We start from the raw sequence: 20213 nt of genomic DNA, 5'->3' as shown, positions 1-20213 counted from the left end.
TCCTGTCTTTAATGTGCGTCAGCCCAGCTTGGGCCGATACCGGTTTCGACTTCAAGGGCCACGTCGAGTGTGGCGGCCCCTTCCATTTCCGTGCGGACGAACGCCGCCAGTGCCCTTGCGTCCTGCTCCTCGACTTCGAAGAGTAGTTCATCGTGCACCTGAAGGACCATTTTCGCCTTCAGCCCCGTTTCGGGCAGGCGTCGCGCCAGATGGACCATGGCGCGCTTGATGATATCTGCTGCACCGCCCTGAAGTGGGGCGTTGATGGCCTGACGTTCCGCATAGGCGCGACGGGCACCGTTTTTCTCCGCAATGCCCGGCACATAGCAGCGGCGCCCGAACGGCGTCATGACATAGCCGTGCTTTTTCGCCTCTTCCTTGGTCCGCTCCATATAGGCGCGGATGCCGGGATAGCGGGCGAAATAGGCGTCGATATAAGACCGTGCCTCGCCCGGCGAAATCTGGAGCTGCTGCGCCAGACCGAAGGCCGAAATGCCGTAGATAATGCCGAAATTGATGGCCTTGGCCCGGCGACGGGTCAGCGGGTCCATGCCCTCAAGCGGGATACCGAACACTTCGGACGCCGTGCGGGCGTGAATATCCTGTCCCAGACGGAACGCCTCAAGTAGCGGCTCGATCTGTGCGACATGAGCCAGAAGGCGCAGTTCGATCTGGCTGTAATCCGCCGAGAGCAGAACACAGCCGGGAGCGGCGACGAATGCCTTGCGGATGCGCGCGCCTTCTTCGGTGCGGATAGGGATATTCTGAAGGTTCGGCTCGTTGGAAGACAGACGGCCCGTCGTGGTGATGGCCATCTGGAAGGACGTATGTACGCGCTGCGTGTCCTGATCCATCTGCTGGACCAGCGCATCGGCATAGGTCGATTTCAGCTTGGCCAATTGACGCCAGTCCAGAATTTTCCGTGGTAGGTCATGTCCCTGCTCGGCCAGCGCCTCCAGAACGCCGGAATCCGTGCCCCAGCTTCCACTTTTCGTCCGTTTGCCGCCGGGCAGGCCCATTTCATCAAAGAGAATCTCGCCAAGCTGTTTGGGAGAGCCGACATTGAAGCTCCGCCCGACCTGTTCGTGGATGTCCTGCTCGATCGTCCCCATGCGCTCGGCGAAATCTACGGACATGCGGCGTAGTTCGGTGGCGTCCACCTTGATGCCGACATCTTCCATATCCGTCAGGATCTGGATCAGGGGCCGTTCAATTTCTTCATACAGCGCCAGTGCCTGACGGGTCCGCAACTGCGGGCGCAGCACCTGCCACAGACGCAGCGTCACGTCCGCATCCTCGGCAGCATAGGCCGTCGCTGCCTCGATCGCGACCTGTGCAAACGGAATACGCTTGCGGCCCGTTCCCGTCACGGAGTCATAAGTGACGGGCGTATGCCCCAGATGCAGTTCGGAAAGCTCGTCCATCCCCTGCCCGTGCTCACCTGCGGACTGGGCGTAGGAAATCAGCATCGTATCGTCGATCGGCGTGATTTCGGGAATGCCAGCGCCACGAAAGACAGTCAGATCGTATTTCGCGTTCTGAAATACCTTGAGAACAGACGCATCCTCCAACAGAGGCTTCAGAAGCTCCAGCGCCTCGGTACGGTCCAGCTGGCGGAAGGCCGCTTCTCCGGTCGAATCTTCTTCCAGAAGGTCGCGGACGGTCTCGTGCAGGAACGGCACATAACAGGCCTTCCCCGGCGCAACTGACAATGACAGCCCGACCATATTGGCCTGACGCGCATTGAGACTGTCCGTTTCGGTATCGACAGCCACCACACCTGCGGTTCGCGCATCCGCGATCCAGCGATCCAGCGTCTCCAGATCCGTGACGGTTTCGTAAGGTCCATAAGGCGCGTCAGGGATCGTGACGGCCGCAGCGTCTTCCCGTTCAGAAGCCTTGTCTTCGGGCCGAACGATCTGGCGCGTGAACGGACGCGGCTTGGCGGCCAGACCCAGCCCCATACGCTGGATCGTGGAATGGAAACCCATCTCCTCCAGCCAGTCCCGCAGCGTTTCGCGAACCGGCTCGCGGCATCCCAGCTCGCTGATCGGCTGCGGCATCGGGGCATTGTCGTCCAGCAGCACCAGCTTGCGGGACATGCGCGCGGCCTCGGCATGTTCGATCAGATTGTCGCGCCGCTTGGACGCCTTCATGCCCGGCGCGGCAGCAAGGATCTGCTCCAGCGTGCCGTATTCGTTGACGAGTTGTGCCGCACCCTTCGGACCAATCCCGGGAACACCCGGCACGTTGTCCGTCGAGTCTCCCATCAGCGCCTGCACATCCACGACCTGATCGGGGCGCACGCCGAACTTGGCTTCGACCTCGGCCTCACGGATCGGCTTCTGCTTCATCGGATCCATCAGCTCAACGCCGGGACGCACAAGCTGCATCAGGTCCTTGTCAGACGAGATGATGGTGCAGCACCCGCCCTCCTCCACGACCGCCTTGGCATAGGCGGCAAGCAGGTCATCCGCCTCCCAGCCCTCAAGCTCGATCGACGGCACGTTGAAGGCAGCCGTGGCATCACGGATCAGACCGAACTGCGGGCGCAGATCTTCCGGGGCTTCCGGACGGTGCGCCTTGTATTGCGGATAAATCTCGTTACGGAACGTCAAGCGGCCAGCGTCGAAAATCACGGCCAGATGCGTGCCCACATGATCCCGCAGCAGACGCGTCAGCATGTTCGTAAAGCCATAGACCGCATTGACCGGAACACCCTGCGGGCTGCTCATCGGCGGCAGGGCGTGGAAGGCGCGGAAGATGAAACCAGATCCGTCGATCAGGACCAGATGGGGCTTTCCCGAATCAGGCTTTTCCAGATCAGGTTTTTCTAACGGCACGAATGTCTCCCTTCTCGCCCCGAAGGAGCGGACGTTCTAAAATCCGCGCGATGATAGGCCCATTCCTTTCCGTTTCAAACCGCCTCACACGTCTTTCCTACGGGCTGATTGGCCTTCTGGCGTTACAGGCGTGCACAACGCCGCATATGCCCGACCTGCATCCGACGACGCGGGAAACGGCCCTGATCCCCCCAACACTGATGCTCGACATGTCGGACGGCGCCCGTGTTCCGCTGCGTCTTTATCCCGCCACCACATCAGAGCCACGTGGCATCATCCTCGCACTGCACGGATATGGCGACAGCCGGGACGCCTGGGAATTCGCGGCGCCAACCTTCACCTCCGCAGGCTTTACACTCGCCGCCCCGGACATCCGCGGCTTCGGACAGACCCCGAACCGTGGCGGATGGAGCAGTACGGCGAGACTGGTGCAGGACGCCCGCGAGCAGGTGCTCTGGCTGCACGCCCGTTATCCGCACGTCCCGATTCACGTCATGGGAGAAAGCATGGGGGGTGCCATCGCCCTCCTGCTGGCGACCACCGACACGCCGCAAATCAGCAGTACAATTCTGCTTGCCCCAGCGGCCCTGAATATCGGCCAACCTTGGGAAGCAGTTCTTGGCGGGATGGATTTTCTTGCCCCACACTGGAAACTGGACGGCTCGGCAGTGCCGGGTCATCGCGTCGCCAGTGACAATATTCAGGCGCTGCGCCGGATGTATTTCGATCCCCTCACCCTGCATAGTTCGACGATTCATCCGCTTTATGGCCTGACATTGTTAATGCACAGCGCCTACGAAGCGGCTCCAAAAACACGGACCCCGCTGCTCATCATTTTTGGAGGCCGGGACCAGTTCGTCCTGCCGCCCTTCACGGCACGACTTCTTCGCAGATTGCCTGCTGGTACTCGACTGGACGAACTGTCGGGCGCGCATCATCTTCTCAGCCGTGATCGCAGAGGGGCTGCACAGGATGCCGTGTCATGGCTGACCGAACCGGAGCATTTTCTGCCCTCCGGCGGTGATATCGCCGCTGCCGCATGGCAGGCCACGGCCCAGACACAGAGTTTTCCATGATCACCACCCGATCACAGGTCTGAACAACAGAACTTTAAAAAAGAGGGCTGGCAATCTTCCGCCGAAGCAGTTATCTGAACCCACATGGACCTGTAGCTCAGCTGGATAGAGCGTTGCCCTCCGAAGGCAAAGGTCACGCGTTCGAATCGCGTCAGGTCCACCATGCTCCCCAGATTTTGAGATGCTCAGGGTTTTTGGTTAACCTCAATTCCTGCTGGAAGGGGAGCCAAGACGTTATTGCCCACCCCGGCCCTCAAAGCGACCTTCAGATAAAAAATCGCGTTGTTTCTAGATAGTTCAGGAGTTTGCGGCGTCGCAGGATAACACGCCAAGGCGTCAGGATTCGGGTCAGAAGCCACATTCTGTTCGCGTGACGGTCTATTTTGTTCAGACCGGACTGTCCTGACGAATGAAAATATTCTCTGAGCGAATAGAAAGCCTCCAACTGTGGGAACTGTTTTAAAAGTTCAGCATAGGATGCCATGAAACGTCCTTGCCACGGACGCGCATTTGAAAACCATGGCTTTTCAGCACCTGTAAAATGAATGATCGACGGCTTAACAATGTTCAGGAGGTTGTTTTCGGCGAACATTGTCGTGAAATTATATTTGGGTGACATGGGCAGTCTTCTGCCGACGCAGACAGCGTTCAAAGCACTCTGATCGTGAAACATGCAATCTTCGGAATGTTTTATAAAATAATCGAATGCTTCTTTACAGAGATTGATCCACGTTTCACGCTTTGCGGCCAAGACACCTGAGTTAAAATAATCTACCTCATGCAGGATTCCAAGCTTTTTGAGGTATTCGCGTGTTTTTTCTCCGGATTTATCACGCTCCTTTGCTTTAAGGAACTGTCGGTCAATGACACCGAGTATCTTGTCATCCGGAATATCAGCATTTGCCAAATCAAAAATTGATCCAACAACCTGAACATCTCCATCAATATAGAGGATGTTTTCATATTTGGAATCTATGTAAGATCCGGTAAAGAAACGGCCCAGAGCTGAAATGGAAATATGTGTTTTTCTGAACGAGAGCGTTTCCTGTTCACTCAATACTTTATCAAGATCAAGACTGATCGTCGTAATTCCGTGAGATGTGACGAGATCGGTGATCGTGCGGAAATCCGTATCATCAAGATCTGTCGTGAACAGGAATAGATCCGCGACACTCATCGTATCTTTCTGGCGACTGATCTGAAGCATCGCGAGGATGCTGGGCACCAGAAAATTTCTATCCGCAACAAAGATAATTGCAGTTTTTTGGCCCAAAACAGGATCCTCTCTCGTCACAACAGCGTCAGACTTTCTATTGAGGATGCCATATTATTTTATAACTGTTTAGTTAATATTTTTCTCAACATGCTCTCCGAGACTCTTTGCTACGGTGTATAGAAATAATTTCCAAAACACTGAATTGCAGACATAGTATTTATGGCTGCCACGAAGGCAGCCAAAATGTCAGACCAGACTCATGGTCCGAACGTCGATCATTCCGAAATCCGTAATCTTGAGATGAGGAATGACAGGGAGCGGCAGGAACGCCAGTTGCAGGAACGGCTCTTCCAGGACCACGCCCATCTCTTTCGCGGCCTGTCGCAACACGATCAGATCATCGCGCACCTGTTCATAGGGGGCATCGCTCATCAGCCCTGCAACGGGAAGACGCAGTTCCGCCACCACCTGTCCATCACGGACGGCCACGAAACCACCGCCGGTCTTTTCCAGATGGTTCACCGCGCAGGCCATATCGGCGTCGCTGGTTCCGACGACACAGATATTATGGCTGTCGTGTCCGACTGAGGATGCCAGTGCTCCGCGTCCGAGGCCGAAGCCGCGGACAAAACCGCGCCCGATATTGTCGTTATGCCCGTGCCGCGCCACGACGCAGACCTTTGCGATATCCTGCGCGGGGTCAGGCAGAACGGCACCATCGTCTTCCGGAAGATCCAGACGCAGGAATTCGGTAATGATCTGTCCCGGAATGATCCCCATGACCGGACGATCTGTGCTGCTGCCTTCAATCCGCATATCCCGCGCGCTCACCGGGTTTGGCAGTTGCACGCTGTCCAACCCAACGGGCGCTACGATTTCGCGCTCTGCAAACAGCGCATCGTTCACCAGACGCCCGGCGGAAATGACATCCGACACCTGACAGCGTTCCAGATCGTCAAGCAGGACGATATCCGCGCGTTTGCCGGGCGCGATCTGACCGCGATCTTTCAGGCCAAAGGCGGTTGCGGCCGAGAGCGAAGCCGCGCGGTATGCAGCCAGAGGCTCCACGCCCAGTTCGATCGCCCGACGAATGAGAAAATCCAAATGGCCTTCATGGGCAATTTCAAGCGGATTGCGGTCATCCGTGCAAAACGCAAAGAACGGTGATGTGGCGACGTTCAGCAGCGGGACCAGCGCTTCGAGGTCCTTGCAGACAGAGCCTTCGCGGATCAGGACGGTCATACCTTTCCGCACTTTCTCCAGCGCTTCTTCGGCTGCTGTAGCCTCGTGATCGGTCGAAATTCCGGCTGACAGATAGCCGTTGAGGGCCTTGCCGCGCATGAGAGGCGCATGGCCGTCGATATGGCCGTCCGCAAAGGCCGCGAGCTTGTCCATGCAGCCCGGATCGCCGTTCAGAACGCCCGGGATATTCATGAATTCGGCCAGACCGATCACTTTCGGATGGCTCCGATAAGGCAGCAGATCATCGACATTTAGGACTGCTCCTGATGTCTCCATGGACGTTGCCGGCACGCAGCTTGAGAGATTGACCCGCAAGTCCATGATGGTCCGCTCGGCGGCCGCCAGAAAATAATCGAATGCAGCGCGGCCCAGCACATTGGCCATTTCGTGCGGATCGCAGATAGCGGTCGTTACGCCATGCGGCAGAACACAGCGGTCGAACTCGAACGGCGTGACCAGCGAGGATTCAACATGCAGATGCGTGTCGATGAAGCCCGGCACGGCGATCCGGCCTGCACCGTCAATCGTCTGCACACCGTCATAGTCACCATAAGTGCCGACGATCCGGTCGCCACAGATGGCGATATCGGTGGGAACAAGATCCCCCGTAACCAGATCGAACAGCCGGACATTGCGGATAACCAGATCGGCAGGCTCGCGTCCCTGCCCCTGAGCCACCCGGCGCATGATGGTTTTCTGCATGTCTGAAATCCTCCGTCCGTCAGCAGTTCATGCTTATACCGCACGAAGGAGGTGGATCTCAAAGCGGCATATTGTCGATCAGCCGGACCACCCCTGCCTGCACAGCCAGAAGCGCCAGTGCGTTTTCGGAACAGGGACCTTCGCGGCGGAAAGTGTCCGGATTCACCACCGTGGCATAGTCGATGTCCGGCAAGCCGGCTTTTATCAGGCTAACCCGCAAGGCGCCCTCTAGAACGTCCGTATTGCGTTCGCCGCTGCGGAACAGCCGCGCGGCTTCCTGCAAGGCATGATACAGCGCCGGAGCTTTCTCTCGGTTTTCGGGCGTCAGACGCACATTGCGGCTGGACCGCGCGAGACCGTCGTCTTCGCGCGCGATGTCACAGACCATGATTTCGACCGGGATATCCAGATCCGCTACGAAACGCCGAACGACCGCGCATTGTTGGGCATCCTTCTGTCCGAAATAGGCCCGTTGTGGCTGAACGATGTTGAACAGCTTCGTCACGACCGTTGCTACACCAGAGAAATGTCCGGGGCGGGACTGGCCTTCGAGTTCGTCCGCAACGCCGCCGACTTCAATGCGGGTTGCAAAACCCTTCGGATAAAGCACGTCCGGCGTTGGCAGAAACACAAGCTCGGCTCCGGCATCTTTCAGAAGCGCCAGATCCCGGTCTGGATCGCGCGGATAGGAGGCGTAGTCTTCGGTCGGCCCGAACTGCGTCGGGTTGACGAAAATGCTGACGGCCACTGCCCCATTTTCGGCTTTGGCCCTGCGGACGAGGCTCAGATGGCCTTCGTGCAGGAAGCCCATCGTCGGAACGAAGCCGAGCGTCGCATAGGCTTTCCGTGCGGTCCGAAACGCCGCGATTGTCTCAAAAACCTGCATCTGTGTGTCCTTTCCGGCCAGAACCAGTCGTGCGGAACCTGACAAACCCCGCCGCACATGGCAATCAGGCGCCTATGACTGCTGCGTCCCCCTCCCCGTCCATCGGCCCATCCATTGCCATCATCGGAGCCGGCCCGGCAGGGCTGTTCGCAGCCGAAATCCTGTCTGCGCGAGGATGCAGGGTGCAGATCTTCGACCGGATGCCGAGCGTGGGGCGCAAGCTGCTCATGGCCGGGCGCAGCGGGCTGAACCTGACGCATTCGGAACCGCTGGACAGCTTTCTAAAGCGTTATGGCACCGCGCAGGACTGGCTCGAACCCACTATTCGCGCCTTTCCGCCAGAGGCGCTGAAGCAATGGGCGGAAGGCCTCGGGCAGCCCTGTTTTTCCGGCTCTTCGGGGCGGATATTTCCCAAAACCATGAAAGCCTCTCCGCTTTTGAGGGCATGGCTTGAGCGTTTGGCGCAGCAGGGCGTAGCGATCCGGACCCGGCATCGTTTCGTCGGCTGGGCGGGGTCGGACCTTGTTTTCGATACTCCTGACGGCCGGATTTCGATTCACGCCGATGCGACCCTCCTGACAATGGGCGGCGCAAGCTGGTCCCGTCTGGGATCGGACGGTCTCTGGGCAGAGCTTCTGCCGGAGGACACCGCGCCTTTCGCCCCCGCAAACTGCGGCTTCGTGCCGGACTGGCCAGCCGGTTTCGCAGCACGGTATGACGGCAGTATCCTGCATTCGGTCGGCCTGTCTTTTGACGAACAACAGAGCCGAGGCGACCTGACCATCACCACCCGAGGGCTTGAAGGGTCAGCACTTTATGCCCTTTCGGCCGCATTGCGGGACGCGATCCAGCGCGACGGGCGAGCAGTTCTCACGCTCGATCTGCGCCCGGCACTTTCGGCCGAGGACGTTCTGAAACGCCTGCTGGCTCAGCGCGAACGCGAAAGCCAGACCAACCGTCTGCGCAAGGCACTGGCCCTCGATGCGCCCTCCCGCGAACTTCTTAGGCTTGCGACACCCAAAAACCCCACCCCGCTTCAGCTTGCCCAGACCCTCAAGGCTCTCCCCCTGCCGCTGATCGGCATGGACGCGCTGGATCGCGCCATTTCGACCGCAGGCGGCGTGCGGCAGGACGCCGTGCATGCACGCTTCATGCTGATATCCCGCCCCGGCGTTTTTGTGGCCGGAGAAATGCTGGACTGGGAAGCGCCGACGGGCGGCTATCTGCTTCAAGGGTGTTTTTCCACCGCTTATGCAGCGGCAAATGGCGTCCTTGGGTGGCTAGAATCGTCCAGTTCGGCTATCGCCTGACGCCATGACATCCATCGTTCTCGGACAGGGCCGCGACGGCTCCGACACCTGCATTGATCTGCCGGAACTCTTGGCCACGCGCCTGCTGGTCCAGGGCAATTCCGGCTCGGGGAAATCGCATCTTCTGCGGCGCCTGCTGGAGCAGACGGCAACTCTCGTCCAGCAGGTAATGATTGATCCGGAAGGCGATTTCGTCACTCTCGCCGACCATTACGGTCATCTGGTGATCGACGTCGAAGACCAGTCCGAAGCCAGTCTCCGCGCCGCTGGGGAGCGCGTGCGGGCCCATCGGGCCTCCGTGGTGCTGAACCTCGAACAGGTCGAAGCCGAAATGCAGCTTCGGGCGGCTGGCGCGTTCCTCAACGGCATGTTCGAAGCCCCGCGCGCGCATTGGTATCCGGCCCTCGTCGTGGTGGACGAAGCCCAGCTTTTCGCACCCGTGGCCAGCGGCGACACATCGGACGAAGCACGCCGCCTGTCGCTGGGCGCCATGACGAACCTCATGTGCCGTGGCCGAAAGCGCGGTCTGGCAGGCGTGATCGCCACCCAGCGTCTGGCGAAGCTGGCGAAAAACGTTGCGGCAGAAGCGTCCAACTTCCTGATGGGCCGAACCTTTCTTGATATTGATATGGCGCGCGCAGCCGACCTTCTGGGCATGGAACGCCGGGCGGCGGAATCCTTCCGCGATCTGGCACGTGGTCAGTTCATGGCGCTCGGCCCGGCCCTGAGCCGACGGCCAAAACTCGTGGCCATCGGCCCCGTGACGACCGCAAGCCACGCCACCGGTCCGGTTCTCGTGCCGCTTGAGCCTGTTTCAGCCGAAGACCTGCGGGACATCATTCTCGAACCCGTTCATGAGTTTACGCCCCGCGCGCGTCGGGAAACCCGCCCTCCTCCGCCGGATCTGCTCGCTCAACTCGATGCCTATGGTGCCGAGCGCGAGGCCGAGGAACCCGCCCCCGCAGCCGTGAGCGTCGAGGCTGATCCCGATCAGTTGTGGTCGCTGGTCGCTGAAGTCGTGGCCGGAGAAGGTTCGGACTACAAACCATTGGCGACGTTGTATCAGGACTTCCAGCTTCGGGCGCGCATTCAGGGCCTGTCGCGCAACGTGCTGGAACTGGGATCTTTCAACCGGATGCTGGCCACGATCCGCGCAGGGATGGACCGGGAGCGCTCCGACAGCGAGGAGTGGAAGCAGGCCCAGACAGTTGCCGCGACCCTGCCGGAAGACGTGCAGGGGGTTTTTCTGCTGCTGGCCCGGACAGCGCTGGATGCGGAAACCTGCCCGGACGATGATGCACTGGCCCGCGCCTATGGGACGCATTCTTTGGGCCGCGCGCGCCGTCAGCTCAACTATCTGGAAGAGCGGGAAGTCATCGTTCTTCAGGATACGCCGCTGGGGCGGCGGGTGGCGATCGTCGGGCTGGGCTGGCAGACAGCCTGACTGTCGGACTGACTGTCATAATTCTGTCATCGGACGTTCACAGGAGCTTCACACGCAGTTCTTTACGGAAAGATTAGGGTCCGCCGCGTCCGAACCCTTCTTGCTCCGGAAAGATCTTCGATGCCGCGCAACCTGCTGCGTTCCCGCCTGCTCCTGACCGTTTTCTGCTCGCCATTTGCGCTGGCTGCCGCTCTTCCGCACTCTGCCAGTGCCGCTGCGACCGAAACCAGAAAAGCCACGCCAGCCAAACATGCTGCGAAAAGCAACGCCAAGCACAAGGCCAAGGTGGATGCCGTCGCTGGTGGTACGGAACAGCTTGTCATCACGGCACGCCGCACCCGGTCCGAACAGGGGCTGAGCCATGTGCAGATCCAGCGCATTCTTCCGGGCATCAACCCGGTCAAGGCGCTTGAGATGCTGCCGGGCGTCGTGTTCAACAATGCCGATCCCTGGGGCAACAACGAGCAGAACTCCTCGCTCTACGTTCACGGCTTCAACCAGAACCAGCTTGGCTACACGCTCGACGGCATTCCGCTCGGTGATCAGGCTTACGGCAACTACAACGGCCTCTCCCCGCAGCGCGCAGTCATCAGCGAGAACGTCGGATCGGCCTCAGTGTCATCCGGTGCGGGTGCGCTTGGTACGGCGTCGACGTCCAATCTCGGCGGTACGCTCCAGTTCACGACGCAGGACCCGCTTCACAAGCGCGGCGCGCAGATTGAACAGGTTTTCGGAAGCTGGTCCACGTTCCGTACCTTCGCCCGCCTCGATACGGGTGAGTTCGGCAACGGCAACTCGGCTTATGTCTCTTTCGTCCGTCAGGACGCCCGTGCCTGGGATTTTGCCGGTCATCAGGGCGGCTATCAGGTCAACGCGAAGTTCGTCCACAACAGCGAACATGACCATTTCTCGACATTCTTCGACTGGTCCCAGAAGGTCGAACCCAATGAAGACAGTATCACGCTGCCGCAGGGTTACGGTCTCTATGTCCGTCCGTTCACTTATCCCAATTTCAATTACGCCAAGGCCAACGCCAATGCGGTCGGTCTGAACTATCGCAATTACTACTCTGCGGCCCAGCGCGAAGACTTCCTGGCCTATTCCAAGTGGACGCATGACTTCAGCGAAAACCTGCACTGGGACAACAGCATCTATTATCACCATGATCTGGGTGAAGGTGTCGTTGCCGGTCCGATCTCGGCCGCCGGTCTGCCGACGCTGTTCGCCGCCTATTATCCGGGGCAGGATCTGAATACCGTCTTCGGTGGCTCTGGCTATGCAACCCGTACAACCGAATACTGGGACAATCGCGGTGGTCTGATGTCCACGCTGCGCTACCATCTCGGCAAGCACTCGATCGAACTTGGCGGCTGGTATGAGCGCAACAACAACACGCAGGCCCGTCGCTGGTATCCGCTGAACGCCAACAACCCGACCACGCCTTACGAGCGCCAGCAGAACGCCCTGATCGACCAGTACACCAACAATTTCTACACCAACACGTTCGTCACGCATCTGCAGGATAACTGGCAGATTTCGAAGAACTTCTCGCTGATGGCGGGCTTCAAGTCGGAGCTGGTCTATACCAACGGCACGCTCCCCGTGGCCGCGAAGCCGGGTTCGCTCTCCCCGTCCTATGCCGTGACGGCACCGGGCGGCGAAATCGACGCTGCCAAGCCGTTCCTCCCCGCTTTCGGCGCGGTATGGGACATCACGAAGCATGAACAGTGGTTCGCCAACATTCAGGAGAACATGCGCTCCTTCCAGGATGCGGGCTATGGCAATGCCACCCCGTGGGGCGCGACCAGCCAGGCCGCTTTCGAAGAGTTCAAGAAGAACGGCAAGCCGGAAACCTCATGGACCTACGAAACCGGTCTGCGTGAGCACCGCCAGATCCACCTTGGTCCGCTGACAGCGATCGAAGGTCAGGTCGAATACTATCACGTTCACTTCTCGAACCGCCTTCTGGCCGTGGCAACGACGCAGACCCTGTCGTCCATCATTGGTTCGGCAACCACGCTTGCCAACGTGGGTTCGGTCACAACGGATGGTATGGATTTCTCCTTCACCACCCATTTCGGTCCGCATTTCTCGCTGTACAACGCGCTGTCCTACAACAAGTCCACCTATAACGATAACTACAGCACGGGTTCGAGCATCATCCACACGGCTGGGAAGAACGTTGTGGGCATGCCGGACTGGTCGGAAAAGTTCGTCTTCACCACCAACTGGGGCAATGCCTACGGCCAGTTCACTGGCGACGTGATCGGCAAGCGTTATGCGACCTATACCAACGATATGTGGGCCGCACCCTACGCGCAGTTCAACCTGAATGCGGGTTATACGTTCCACAATATCCCGCATCTGGCCTCCCTGAAGGTTCAGGGCAACATTACCAACCTGACAAACACAAAGGGATGGTCCACGATCAACGCGACCCAGACCGCGGGTCAGTTCTCGGCCTATCCCATCGCGCCGCGCATGTTCTTCCTGAGCCTGAGCGCCGCCCTGTAAGGAACACTGCCTTATGCTGACACGTCGCCAGAGCCTCGGCCTGCTCGCGGCAGGGCTTCCCGCCCTGCACCTGCGGGCGAAAGCCGCCCCCTCACTGGCGCCGAAGCCGCTCGTGTTCGCCCATCGCGGGGCTTCGGCCCTGCGTCCCGAACACACACTGGCCTCCTATGCCCGCGCCATGATGGATGGCGCGGATTTCATCGAGCCGGATCTTGTCATGACGCGCGACGGCCATCTGGTCGTCCGCCATGAAAGCAATATTGTCGGGACGACGGATGTTTCGGAACGCCCGGAATTCGCCTCCCGCCACCGATCCCTCAAGATCGACGGACGGGTCGAGACCGGCTGGTTCACCACGGACTTTACACTCGCCGAACTCAAGACCCTCCGCGCCCGTGAACGCCTCTCCACAATCCGCGTCCATAATACGCGCTACGACGATCACTTCGAAATTCCGACCTTCGAAGAAGTCATCGAACAGGTCGCAGCCCAGTCGGCGGCGACGGGGAAGGTTTTCGGTCTGGTGCCGGAAATCAAGCATTCCACCTATTTCAACAGCCTCGGGCTCAATCCCGAAGCCGCGTTTCTCCAGACCATCGCTGCCCACGACTATACCCGACAGGCCCCGCTGGAACTCCAGTCCTTCGAAACCGGCAACCTCGGGCGCATCCGCGCTGATGTCCTGTCCATCAACCCGCAGGCACGGCTGATGCTGCTGATGGGTGAACGCAAGGACGTACCGCCAGACCAGCTGGCAGCAGGCAAGACCACGACTTTCGGCGATCTCATGACGCCTGAGGGCCTCAAGGAGGTCCGGCGCTATGCCGACGTGATCGGGCCGTCCAACACGGACCTGATCCCGCGTGATAGCAAGGGCGCCTGGATGGAGCCATCCAGCCTCGTTACGGATGCCCATCAGGCCGGACTTCTGGTCCATTCCTACACGGCACGGCCGGAAAACCATTTCCTTCCCGCGCAGCTTCGCAACGCTGCAGGCGACGCCGCCCGCAACCCCGAGGGCATGATCGCGGAACTACGCCGCTATCTGGACATGGGCATCGACGGCTTCTTCACCGACGATCCCGCTCTGGGGCGCAAAGCCGTCGATGGCACGATCTGACACCAGTCAGATCACCACCACAAAAAAGGAGGCTCTCTTTCCGGGAGCCTCCTTTTTTGTAGTTTTCATGAGATATCAACTGAGCCTGAAGTGCCGGAGCATGGCCTTGTTAAAAGCCGGGATATCGGCGGGGCAGCGGGAAAAGACATAAGGCCCGTCAACGACAACCGCATTGTCCACCCAGATCGCCCCTGAATTCTCCAGATCACGGCGAATGGCTGGCCAGGATGTGACGGTTCGTCCTTTAAGCTCATTCACCTCAATCAGCGTCTGCACACCATGGCAGATGGCTGCAATCGGCTTGTTCGCTTTCACGAACGCCTTGGCAAACGCCACCACGTCTCTGTTCAGACGCAGCGCATCTGACGAAACCGGACCACCCGGAAGAAACAGGGCATCGTAATCTCCTGCCTTGGCATCAGCGATCGCCAGATCGGCCCGGATGCCATGCGAGGGATAAATACCGTTATTAACGGCCTGAAATTCCCCGCCCTTGAGAGAAATGATCATGACAGTCGCCCCGGCATTTTCCAGAGCGGCCCGGGATGCGGTCAGTTCGATTTCCTCAAGGCCATCCGTGGCCAGTACAGCGACTTTTACCATGATGCCGATCCCCTCCTTCAGGAAAAAAGCGGGCTACCGTCGTGTGGCACCCCGCCAATGCGTTCATGCGTTAAGGTAAATGGTCTTGGTCTGGACATAGGCTTCCATGCCGTGCTGCCCGTCTTCGCCTCCCAGACCACTCTCCTTATAGCCATGATGGAAGCCCTGCGGTGCCTCACCGCCCGGACGGTTCACATAGACCTCGCCAAATTCAAGCTCGCGGGTCATGCGAAGGACCCGGCTCAGATCGTTGGTGAAGAGATAGGCTGACAGGCCATAACGGCAGTCATTGGCCCAGGCGATGGCCTGATCGAAGTCCTTCACCCGGATCAGCGACATGACCGGTCCGAACACCTCGTTATGAACGACGTCCATGTCCTGTGTGACATCGGTCAGCAGCGTCGGGGCATAGAAATATCCCTGATCATAGACGCCCCCTCTCAGGCGTTTGCCGCCCATGGCCAGACGCGCACCCTGCCTGATGGCATTTTCGACCATGGCATGGACCTTGTTGAGTTCGTCCTCGCTGACTTTCGGGCCCATATCCGTGTCCGGGTCCGTTGGCAGTCCGACCTTCAGCGCCTCGATCTTCTCGCGAATTTTCTGAACAAACCGATCGTAGATGGCTTCATGGATATAGGTACGCTCGTTGGACGTGCAAACCTGACCGCCATTGCCAAATCGTGCGGCCACGGCAGCATCCGCAGCCTTATCCAGATCGGCGTCTTCCATCACCATGAACGGTGCTTTGCCGCCAAGTTCGAGGCGGACTTCCTTCAGTGTTTCAGAGGCGGCCGCCATGATCTTCTTGCCTGCCGGGGTCGAGCCCGTCATCGTAATGAGCCGGATGTCTTTATGCGCCACCAGCGGTACACCGACATCCTTGCCATCTCCCGTCACGATGTTGATGACGCCATGAGGAATCTTGGCTTCCCTGACCAGCTTCGCCAGATGCAGGCAGGTCAGCGGCGTCAGTTCATGCGGTTTGAGAACGATGGTGTTTCCCGCCGCCACAGCGGGGCCGATCTTTCTTGCACAGAGTGCCAGCGGAAAATTCCAGGCCGTAATGGCCCCGATAACGCCCAGCGGCACGCGATCGATCAGGATTTTCTCGTTCGGCGAGCTTCCCGGAATGATTTCGCCCTGAAGGCGCAGCACATTCTCCGCCGCGAACCGCAGCAGACCAATCGCAAAATCGACCTCAATGCGGGCCTCCTTCAGCGGTTTGCCCATTTCTGCGGTAATGAGAGCGGCCAGCTTTTCGCGATCCCGCTTTACCAGATCCTTCAAGACATGAATGTAGTCAGCCCGTTCGGTCGCCGTACGCTGGCTCCAGCCGACAAACGCCGCTTTGGCAGCCGAGACAGCGACATCCACATCCGCTTCTCCGCCTTTGGCGACTTCGCCAATCACTGCTTTCGTGGCCGGATTTTCAACCGTGATCCATTCACCGCCTTTCGGTGAGACCCAGCTGCCATTGATGAAAAGAGTGCTTTTCTCAGTCATGGAGTTTCCTGCATTCCTGTGTGACGACTTGCGCCCTGTCTTCAAACAGACGCATCAGGACGCCAGCAGTTCACTCAATGAGGGCACGAGAGTGACATTCTTTTGCAATCAAGAGCGATAAAGCGCCAATTTCCGGGAACGATCGTTCAGTCCCGCATCATGCCAGATGAAGTAGAGGAACGTCCACTCAGGGAATCAAGATGTGAAAATACGCACCCTTTCTCACGCAGACTGTCCAGTGCTGCAGCGATACTGCACCCCATACAGGGCCAAATCTTTTCAACACGGAGCGTCTGTTGGGGCAAAAGATATCCCCAGAATCAGGGAACATCTCCGGGGAAGGCCCTGTGGATTGTTTCTGAAGAACTGGGGAGCGAATGCGCCAGAGCAGCTTTTCTGCGGAGTCGCACAATGAGTGTATCGAGCGCGGATAAAAACCGGCTCCGGTCGTTTTTGCCGAAAGACGGATTATAGGTCGTCACCGCCCCCGTCTCGCGTAGACCCTGCATCAGATCCCGCATCGCCGAGACCATACCGACAGAGCGTTCGTCGATTTCCTCACCGTTCGGACGCAGAACCGAACCTTTCTTGGCTAGACACCGCACGGCCAGCGGAATATCGCTAGTAATGACGATGTCGGACGCCGTCACCTGCTCCGCAATCCAGTCATCCGCCACGTCCGGCCCTTCAGGAACCACAATACGTTCGATGAGCGGAGACTGTGGGACATTCATCCAGCTATTAGCAACGATGATCGTTTTCAGGCCATAGCGCGCCCCAACCCGATAGATCTCGTCCTTCACCGGACATGCATCGGCATCAACCAGAAGCCGGGTCGTGTTTGCCACGGATCAGCCCTCCGTCTGGAAATGACGGATCAGTTCCTCCAGCACCACGTCCGGGTGCTTTTCGCCTGAAACGCGGATTACAGGCTCGTCGTCCCCCGGCACTTCAAGCGTCGCGAGCTGGCTTGGCAGCAGGCTGGCAGGCATGAAATGCCCTTCCCGCCGCTCCAGCCGCGCCGCGAGTTCAGTGGCGGACGTGTCGATATGAACGAACTCGATTGGCAATCCGTTGGCACGAAGCTGTTCACGATAGGCACGTTTGAGCGCGGAACACGTCAGAACCGCACCATGGCCAGCTTCGACCTGTCCCCGCAGCCAGTCATGACACAGTGCAAGCCAGGGCGCGCGATCTGCATCGGTCAGCGGCTGCCCAGTGCTCATTTTCTCGACATTCGCAGGCGGATGCAGGGCATCGCCCTCCTGAAAATGCCAGCCAAGCCGCGTCGCGAGGCCCGTTGCAATCGTCGTCTTGCCTGTCCCAGAGACGCCCATAATCACGAGAAAACGCGGCTCCAGACCCATCTTCACCCGTGCTGCCGAAGCCGTCATGGCTCCCACCGCTCCACGCCTTCTGTCGTGGCGACCAGAACATCCGAGGCCATGTTGAGGAACATGCCATGCTCCACCACACCGACGATCCGGTCGATTTTCCCTGCCAGATCTTCGGGGTTTTCGATTGGTCCGAAATGGCAGTCCAGAATCATGTTGCCGGTATCCGTCACGAACAGCGATCCGGCACGATCGGCCCTCGGCTTCACACCACGCGCGCCACAGGCCGCAAGGCGCTCCGCCGTGCATTCCCAGCCGAAGGAAATGACTTCAACAGGCACAGGTGCGCGTTCGCCCAGCAGATCGACAGGCTTGGTGCCGTCCACGATCACCACGAAACGCTTCGCGGCCTGTGCCACGATTTTCTCGCGAAGGAGCGCGCCGCCCAGACCTTTGATGAGGTTCAGCGAACCGCGCTGGACCTCGTCCGCACCATCAATCGCAATGTCAATCCGACGATGCGCGCTGAAATCCGTCAGGGGAATTCCAGCCTTGATCGCCTTGTCCTCACTGTCATCGGAGGTCGGAATGCCGAAAATTTCCAGCCCTTCCGCAACACGCTCGCCCAGACGTTCGATCATATAGGCGGCCGTGCTGCCCGTTCCGAGCCCCACGACCATGCCGCTCTTGACCATATCAGCGGCTTCACGCGCAGCGGTGCGCTTGTGAACGCTCATATCCGTGCCGCTCATGCGTCTTCTCCGACCGCAGCGCGATCTGCAAGAATGACGATCCGGCCTTCGCTCGTCACGCGGGCGGACGGGATGGAACTGTCGCCTTCGACCAGACGCTCCAGCATTTCGACCTTGGACGCCCCCGTCACGAGGAACACGACCAGCGCGCTGGACTGAATGGCGGGGTAGGTCAACGTGATGCGTTCATAAGGCGCGGTGGACGGTGCGGCCGTTCCGACCCAAGCCTTGCGCTCCTTCAGGACAGGCTGTCCCGGAAACAGCGATGCCGTATGACCATCCGTGCCGAGGCCCAGCATGACCAGGTCGAACAGCGGACGCTTCGGATCAAGTTCCGTGGCGCCATAAGAGGTCCGGAGGGTTTTTTCGTAAGCCTGTGCGTCTGCCTCGACCGTGTCACCGGTCGGAATGGCATGGACGTTCTGCGCGGGCACCGGGACATGCGACAATAGGACGGACTGCCCGACCGTATGGTTGCTGTCCGCATGGCCTTCGGGCACGTGGCGCTCGTCGCCATAGAAAATCTCGACCCGCTCCCACGGAACCAGCTTTGCCCGTGATGGCGTTGCGAGGATCTCGAACAGGCGCTTGGGCGTGGAGCCTCCGGAAAGTGCCACCCGGAACAGGCCGTCCGTCTTGGCGAGAACACCTTCGATGAAGAGATCAGCCATCCGCAGGGCAACGGCTTCCGAATCAGGGAGGGTTTCCAGAGTGGCGGTGCGAATATCGGTCGTCATGAATGAGGAACCCTCGGCAGAATGTAGCGCTCAACAGCCTTGGCCCAGCCATCGCGCTCGTTGGTGTCCGTGCAAACCTGTGCGGCGGCTTTCACGTCCTCTTCGGCCTGTCCCATGGCAATCCCCAGTCCTGCGACCGAAAACATCGGCAGGTCGTTATGGGCATCGCCAAGGCAGGCCACCTCATGCGGCGCAATGCCGTGGGCAAGCGCCAGTTCGCGGATCGCCTCGCCCTTGTTGGCAAGGGCCGGCGTCACGTCGAGAAGAATATCGGAAGAGCGGCGCACGCTCGCTTCTCCCTGAAGCATCGCGCCGAGTTCGGTCTCGACGTCCTGAAGCAGGCTGGTGTTGCTGCTCACGCCCATCACCTTGCCAATGCCCTCGAATTCCTTGCGCAGATCGGGAACCTGATGCGGCGTCAGCCCGGTGATGCCGTGCTCGTGCTGGACGAACGGCGTGTGGGCGTCCTGAACCATCCAGTAGGACTGCCGCAGGAACCATGTTTCGATCCCATGCAGATGCAGCATGTCGTGAACGATCGACAGCACATTCGGGGCGAGAACGCGGCTGACGCTCGTGGTCCCATCTGGCTTGAAAATGATACCGCCATTGAAACCGGCATTCTGTCCGGTCAGACCAAGCTGCTCGATATAGGGCACCATGGCAGCGGGTGGGCGCGCACTGGCGAGGCACAGGGGAATCCCCCGCTCCTGAAGTGTTTTCGCCATCGCCAGCGTGGACGGCGCAATGGTCTTGTCTGGCGTCAGGAGCGTGCCATCCATGTCGGACACAACCATCCGGATGGTTTTTGGCAACGGTGGCAGATCCGCGTGGATGGCGTCGAGGTCAACGGACATAAAAGCCCCTGTAAAAACCCCCGTCAGAGTCTTTGCGGGGGCTGGCTGGTCAGCAATGGCAAAAACCATAC

Annotated in this window: 16 protein-coding genes and 1 tRNA gene; 6 read left to right on the top strand and 11 right to left on the bottom strand. The window is 59.3% G+C overall.

Annotated features, from left to right (window positions below; genetic code table 11):
• Positions 1–8 precede the first annotated feature (8 nt).
• Positions 9–2843: a DNA polymerase I gene (polA, locus tag JK176_RS00995; protein ID WP_211585966.1), complete on the bottom strand. Its 2835-nt coding sequence runs from the start codon at positions 2841–2843 to the stop codon at positions 9–11.
• Between the two features lie 50 nt (positions 2844–2893).
• Here polA and JK176_RS00990 point away from each other — a divergent pair, with 50 nt between their 5' ends.
• Entirely contained in the window at positions 2894–3919 is a 1026-nt protein-coding gene (locus JK176_RS00990; protein ID WP_211585965.1) for an alpha/beta hydrolase, read from the top strand.
• 86 nt (positions 3920–4005) lie between these two features.
• Positions 4006–4082: transfer RNA gene (locus JK176_RS00985), tRNA-Arg, on the top strand.
• A gap of 102 nt (positions 4083–4184) precedes the next feature.
• Here JK176_RS00985 and JK176_RS00980 read toward each other — a convergent pair.
• The 3 genes from JK176_RS00980 to panC all read right to left on the bottom strand — a co-directional run bounded on the left by JK176_RS00980 (position 4185) and on the right by panC (position 7965).
• Positions 4185–5213 (bottom strand): glycosyltransferase, encoded by a 1029-nt coding sequence (locus JK176_RS00980; RefSeq protein ID WP_211585964.1) that lies wholly within the window; start codon positions 5211–5213, stop codon positions 4185–4187.
• Between the two features lie 168 nt (positions 5214–5381).
• Positions 5382–7079: an adenine deaminase gene (ade, locus tag JK176_RS00975; RefSeq protein WP_211585963.1), complete on the bottom strand. Its 1698-nt coding sequence runs from the start codon at positions 7077–7079 to the stop codon at positions 5382–5384.
• A gap of 58 nt (positions 7080–7137) precedes the next feature.
• Positions 7138–7965 carry a pantoate--beta-alanine ligase gene (gene panC / locus JK176_RS00970; RefSeq protein ID WP_211585962.1) on the bottom strand — a complete coding sequence of 276 codons (828 nt, stop codon included), beginning with the start codon at positions 7963–7965 and terminating at the stop codon, positions 7138–7140.
• Between the two features lie 74 nt (positions 7966–8039).
• Between panC and JK176_RS00965 the strand changes: the two genes are divergently transcribed.
• The 4 genes from JK176_RS00965 (at position 8040) to JK176_RS00950 (ending at position 14353) form a co-directional block, all read left to right on the top strand.
• Entirely contained in the window at positions 8040–9275 is a 1236-nt protein-coding gene (locus JK176_RS00965; RefSeq protein WP_211585960.1) for a TIGR03862 family flavoprotein, read from the top strand.
• A 4-nt stretch (positions 9276–9279) separates the two neighbouring features.
• Positions 9280–10719, top strand: coding sequence for an ATP-binding protein (locus JK176_RS00960; RefSeq protein WP_194261928.1), 1440 nt, complete (start codon positions 9280–9282; stop codon positions 10717–10719).
• 120 nt (positions 10720–10839) lie between these two features.
• The gene (locus tag JK176_RS00955) at positions 10840–13233 is read left to right on the top strand and encodes a TonB-dependent receptor (RefSeq protein ID WP_211585958.1); all 2394 of its coding nucleotides are present in this window, start codon (positions 10840–10842) and stop codon (positions 13231–13233) included.
• Positions 13234–13246: 13 nt separating this feature from the next.
• Positions 13247–14353: a glycerophosphodiester phosphodiesterase family protein gene (locus JK176_RS00950; protein ID WP_211585956.1), complete on the top strand. Its 1107-nt coding sequence runs from the start codon at positions 13247–13249 to the stop codon at positions 14351–14353.
• A gap of 75 nt (positions 14354–14428) precedes the next feature.
• On the opposite strand, the gene JK176_RS00945 is transcribed toward JK176_RS00950, so the two are convergent.
• The 7 genes from JK176_RS00945 to JK176_RS00915 form a co-directional block, all read right to left on the bottom strand.
• Positions 14429–14956, bottom strand: coding sequence for a type 1 glutamine amidotransferase domain-containing protein (locus tag JK176_RS00945; RefSeq protein ID WP_194261925.1), 528 nt, complete (start codon positions 14954–14956; stop codon positions 14429–14431).
• A 63-nt stretch (positions 14957–15019) separates the two neighbouring features.
• On the bottom strand, positions 15020–16462 hold the full coding sequence (gene aldA / locus JK176_RS00940; protein ID WP_211585955.1) for an aldehyde dehydrogenase: 1443 nt from the start codon (positions 16460–16462) through the stop codon (positions 15020–15022).
• A gap of 320 nt (positions 16463–16782) precedes the next feature.
• Positions 16783–17310: a YaiI/YqxD family protein gene (locus tag JK176_RS00935; protein WP_211585954.1), complete on the bottom strand. Its 528-nt coding sequence runs from the start codon at positions 17308–17310 to the stop codon at positions 16783–16785.
• A gap of 3 nt (positions 17311–17313) precedes the next feature.
• A complete protein-coding gene (locus JK176_RS00930) occupies positions 17314–17856 on the bottom strand; it encodes a gluconokinase (RefSeq protein ID WP_211585953.1) in 543 nt (180 codons plus the stop codon).
• Positions 17853–18548 (bottom strand): ribose-5-phosphate isomerase RpiA, encoded by a 696-nt coding sequence (gene rpiA, locus JK176_RS00925; protein WP_194266648.1) that lies wholly within the window; start codon positions 18546–18548, stop codon positions 17853–17855. Before rpiA ends, JK176_RS00930 begins: the two co-directional genes overlap by 4 nt.
• Positions 18545–19285, bottom strand: a complete 741-nt coding sequence (gene pgl, locus JK176_RS00920; RefSeq protein ID WP_194266649.1) for a 6-phosphogluconolactonase — start codon at positions 19283–19285, stop codon at positions 18545–18547. The genes rpiA and pgl overlap by 4 nt, the downstream gene beginning before the upstream one ends.
• Positions 19282–20142, bottom strand: a complete 861-nt coding sequence (locus JK176_RS00915) for a Cof-type HAD-IIB family hydrolase (RefSeq protein ID WP_211585952.1) — start codon at positions 20140–20142, stop codon at positions 19282–19284. Before JK176_RS00915 ends, pgl begins: the two co-directional genes overlap by 4 nt.
• Between the last annotated feature and the right edge of the window lie 71 nt (positions 20143–20213).

The sequence above is a fragment of the Gluconobacter sp. Dm-73 genome (assembly GCF_018256215.1).
Classification (GTDB): domain Bacteria; phylum Pseudomonadota; class Alphaproteobacteria; order Acetobacterales; family Acetobacteraceae; genus Gluconobacter; species Gluconobacter cadivus.
Note: the sequence above shows the minus strand (reverse complement) of the source record. Positions and strands in the feature narration are given on the sequence as shown.

Excerpts from the sequence above, each read along its gene's own strand:
- JK176_RS00950 (WP_211585956.1), top strand. The coding sequence starts at position 13,247 with ATGCTGACACGTCGCCAGAGCCTCGGCCTGCTCGCGGCAGGGCTTCCC.
- pgl (WP_194266649.1), bottom strand. The coding sequence starts at position 19,285 with ATGACGACCGATATTCGCACCGCCACTCTGGAAACCCTCCCTGATTCG.
- ade (WP_211585963.1), bottom strand. The coding sequence starts at position 7,079 with ATGCAGAAAACCATCATGCGCCGGGTGGCTCAGGGGCAGGGACGCGAG.
- JK176_RS00990 (WP_211585965.1), top strand. The coding sequence starts at position 2,894 with ATGATAGGCCCATTCCTTTCCGTTTCAAACCGCCTCACACGTCTTTCC.
- panC (WP_211585962.1), bottom strand. The coding sequence starts at position 7,965 with ATGCAGGTTTTTGAGACAATCGCGGCGTTTCGGACCGCACGGAAAGCC.
- JK176_RS00960 (WP_194261928.1), top strand. The coding sequence starts at position 9,280 with ATGACATCCATCGTTCTCGGACAGGGCCGCGACGGCTCCGACACCTGC.
- JK176_RS00955 (WP_211585958.1), top strand. The coding sequence starts at position 10,840 with ATGCCGCGCAACCTGCTGCGTTCCCGCCTGCTCCTGACCGTTTTCTGC.
- JK176_RS00945 (WP_194261925.1), bottom strand. The coding sequence starts at position 14,956 with ATGGTAAAAGTCGCTGTACTGGCCACGGATGGCCTTGAGGAAATCGAA.
- rpiA (WP_194266648.1), bottom strand. The coding sequence starts at position 18,548 with ATGAGCGGCACGGATATGAGCGTTCACAAGCGCACCGCTGCGCGTGAA.
- aldA (WP_211585955.1), bottom strand. The coding sequence starts at position 16,462 with ATGACTGAGAAAAGCACTCTTTTCATCAATGGCAGCTGGGTCTCACCG.
- JK176_RS00915 (WP_211585952.1), bottom strand. The coding sequence starts at position 20,142 with ATGTCCGTTGACCTCGACGCCATCCACGCGGATCTGCCACCGTTGCCA.
- JK176_RS00930 (WP_211585953.1), bottom strand. The coding sequence starts at position 17,856 with ATGACGGCTTCGGCAGCACGGGTGAAGATGGGTCTGGAGCCGCGTTTT.
- JK176_RS00965 (WP_211585960.1), top strand. The coding sequence starts at position 8,040 with ATGACTGCTGCGTCCCCCTCCCCGTCCATCGGCCCATCCATTGCCATC.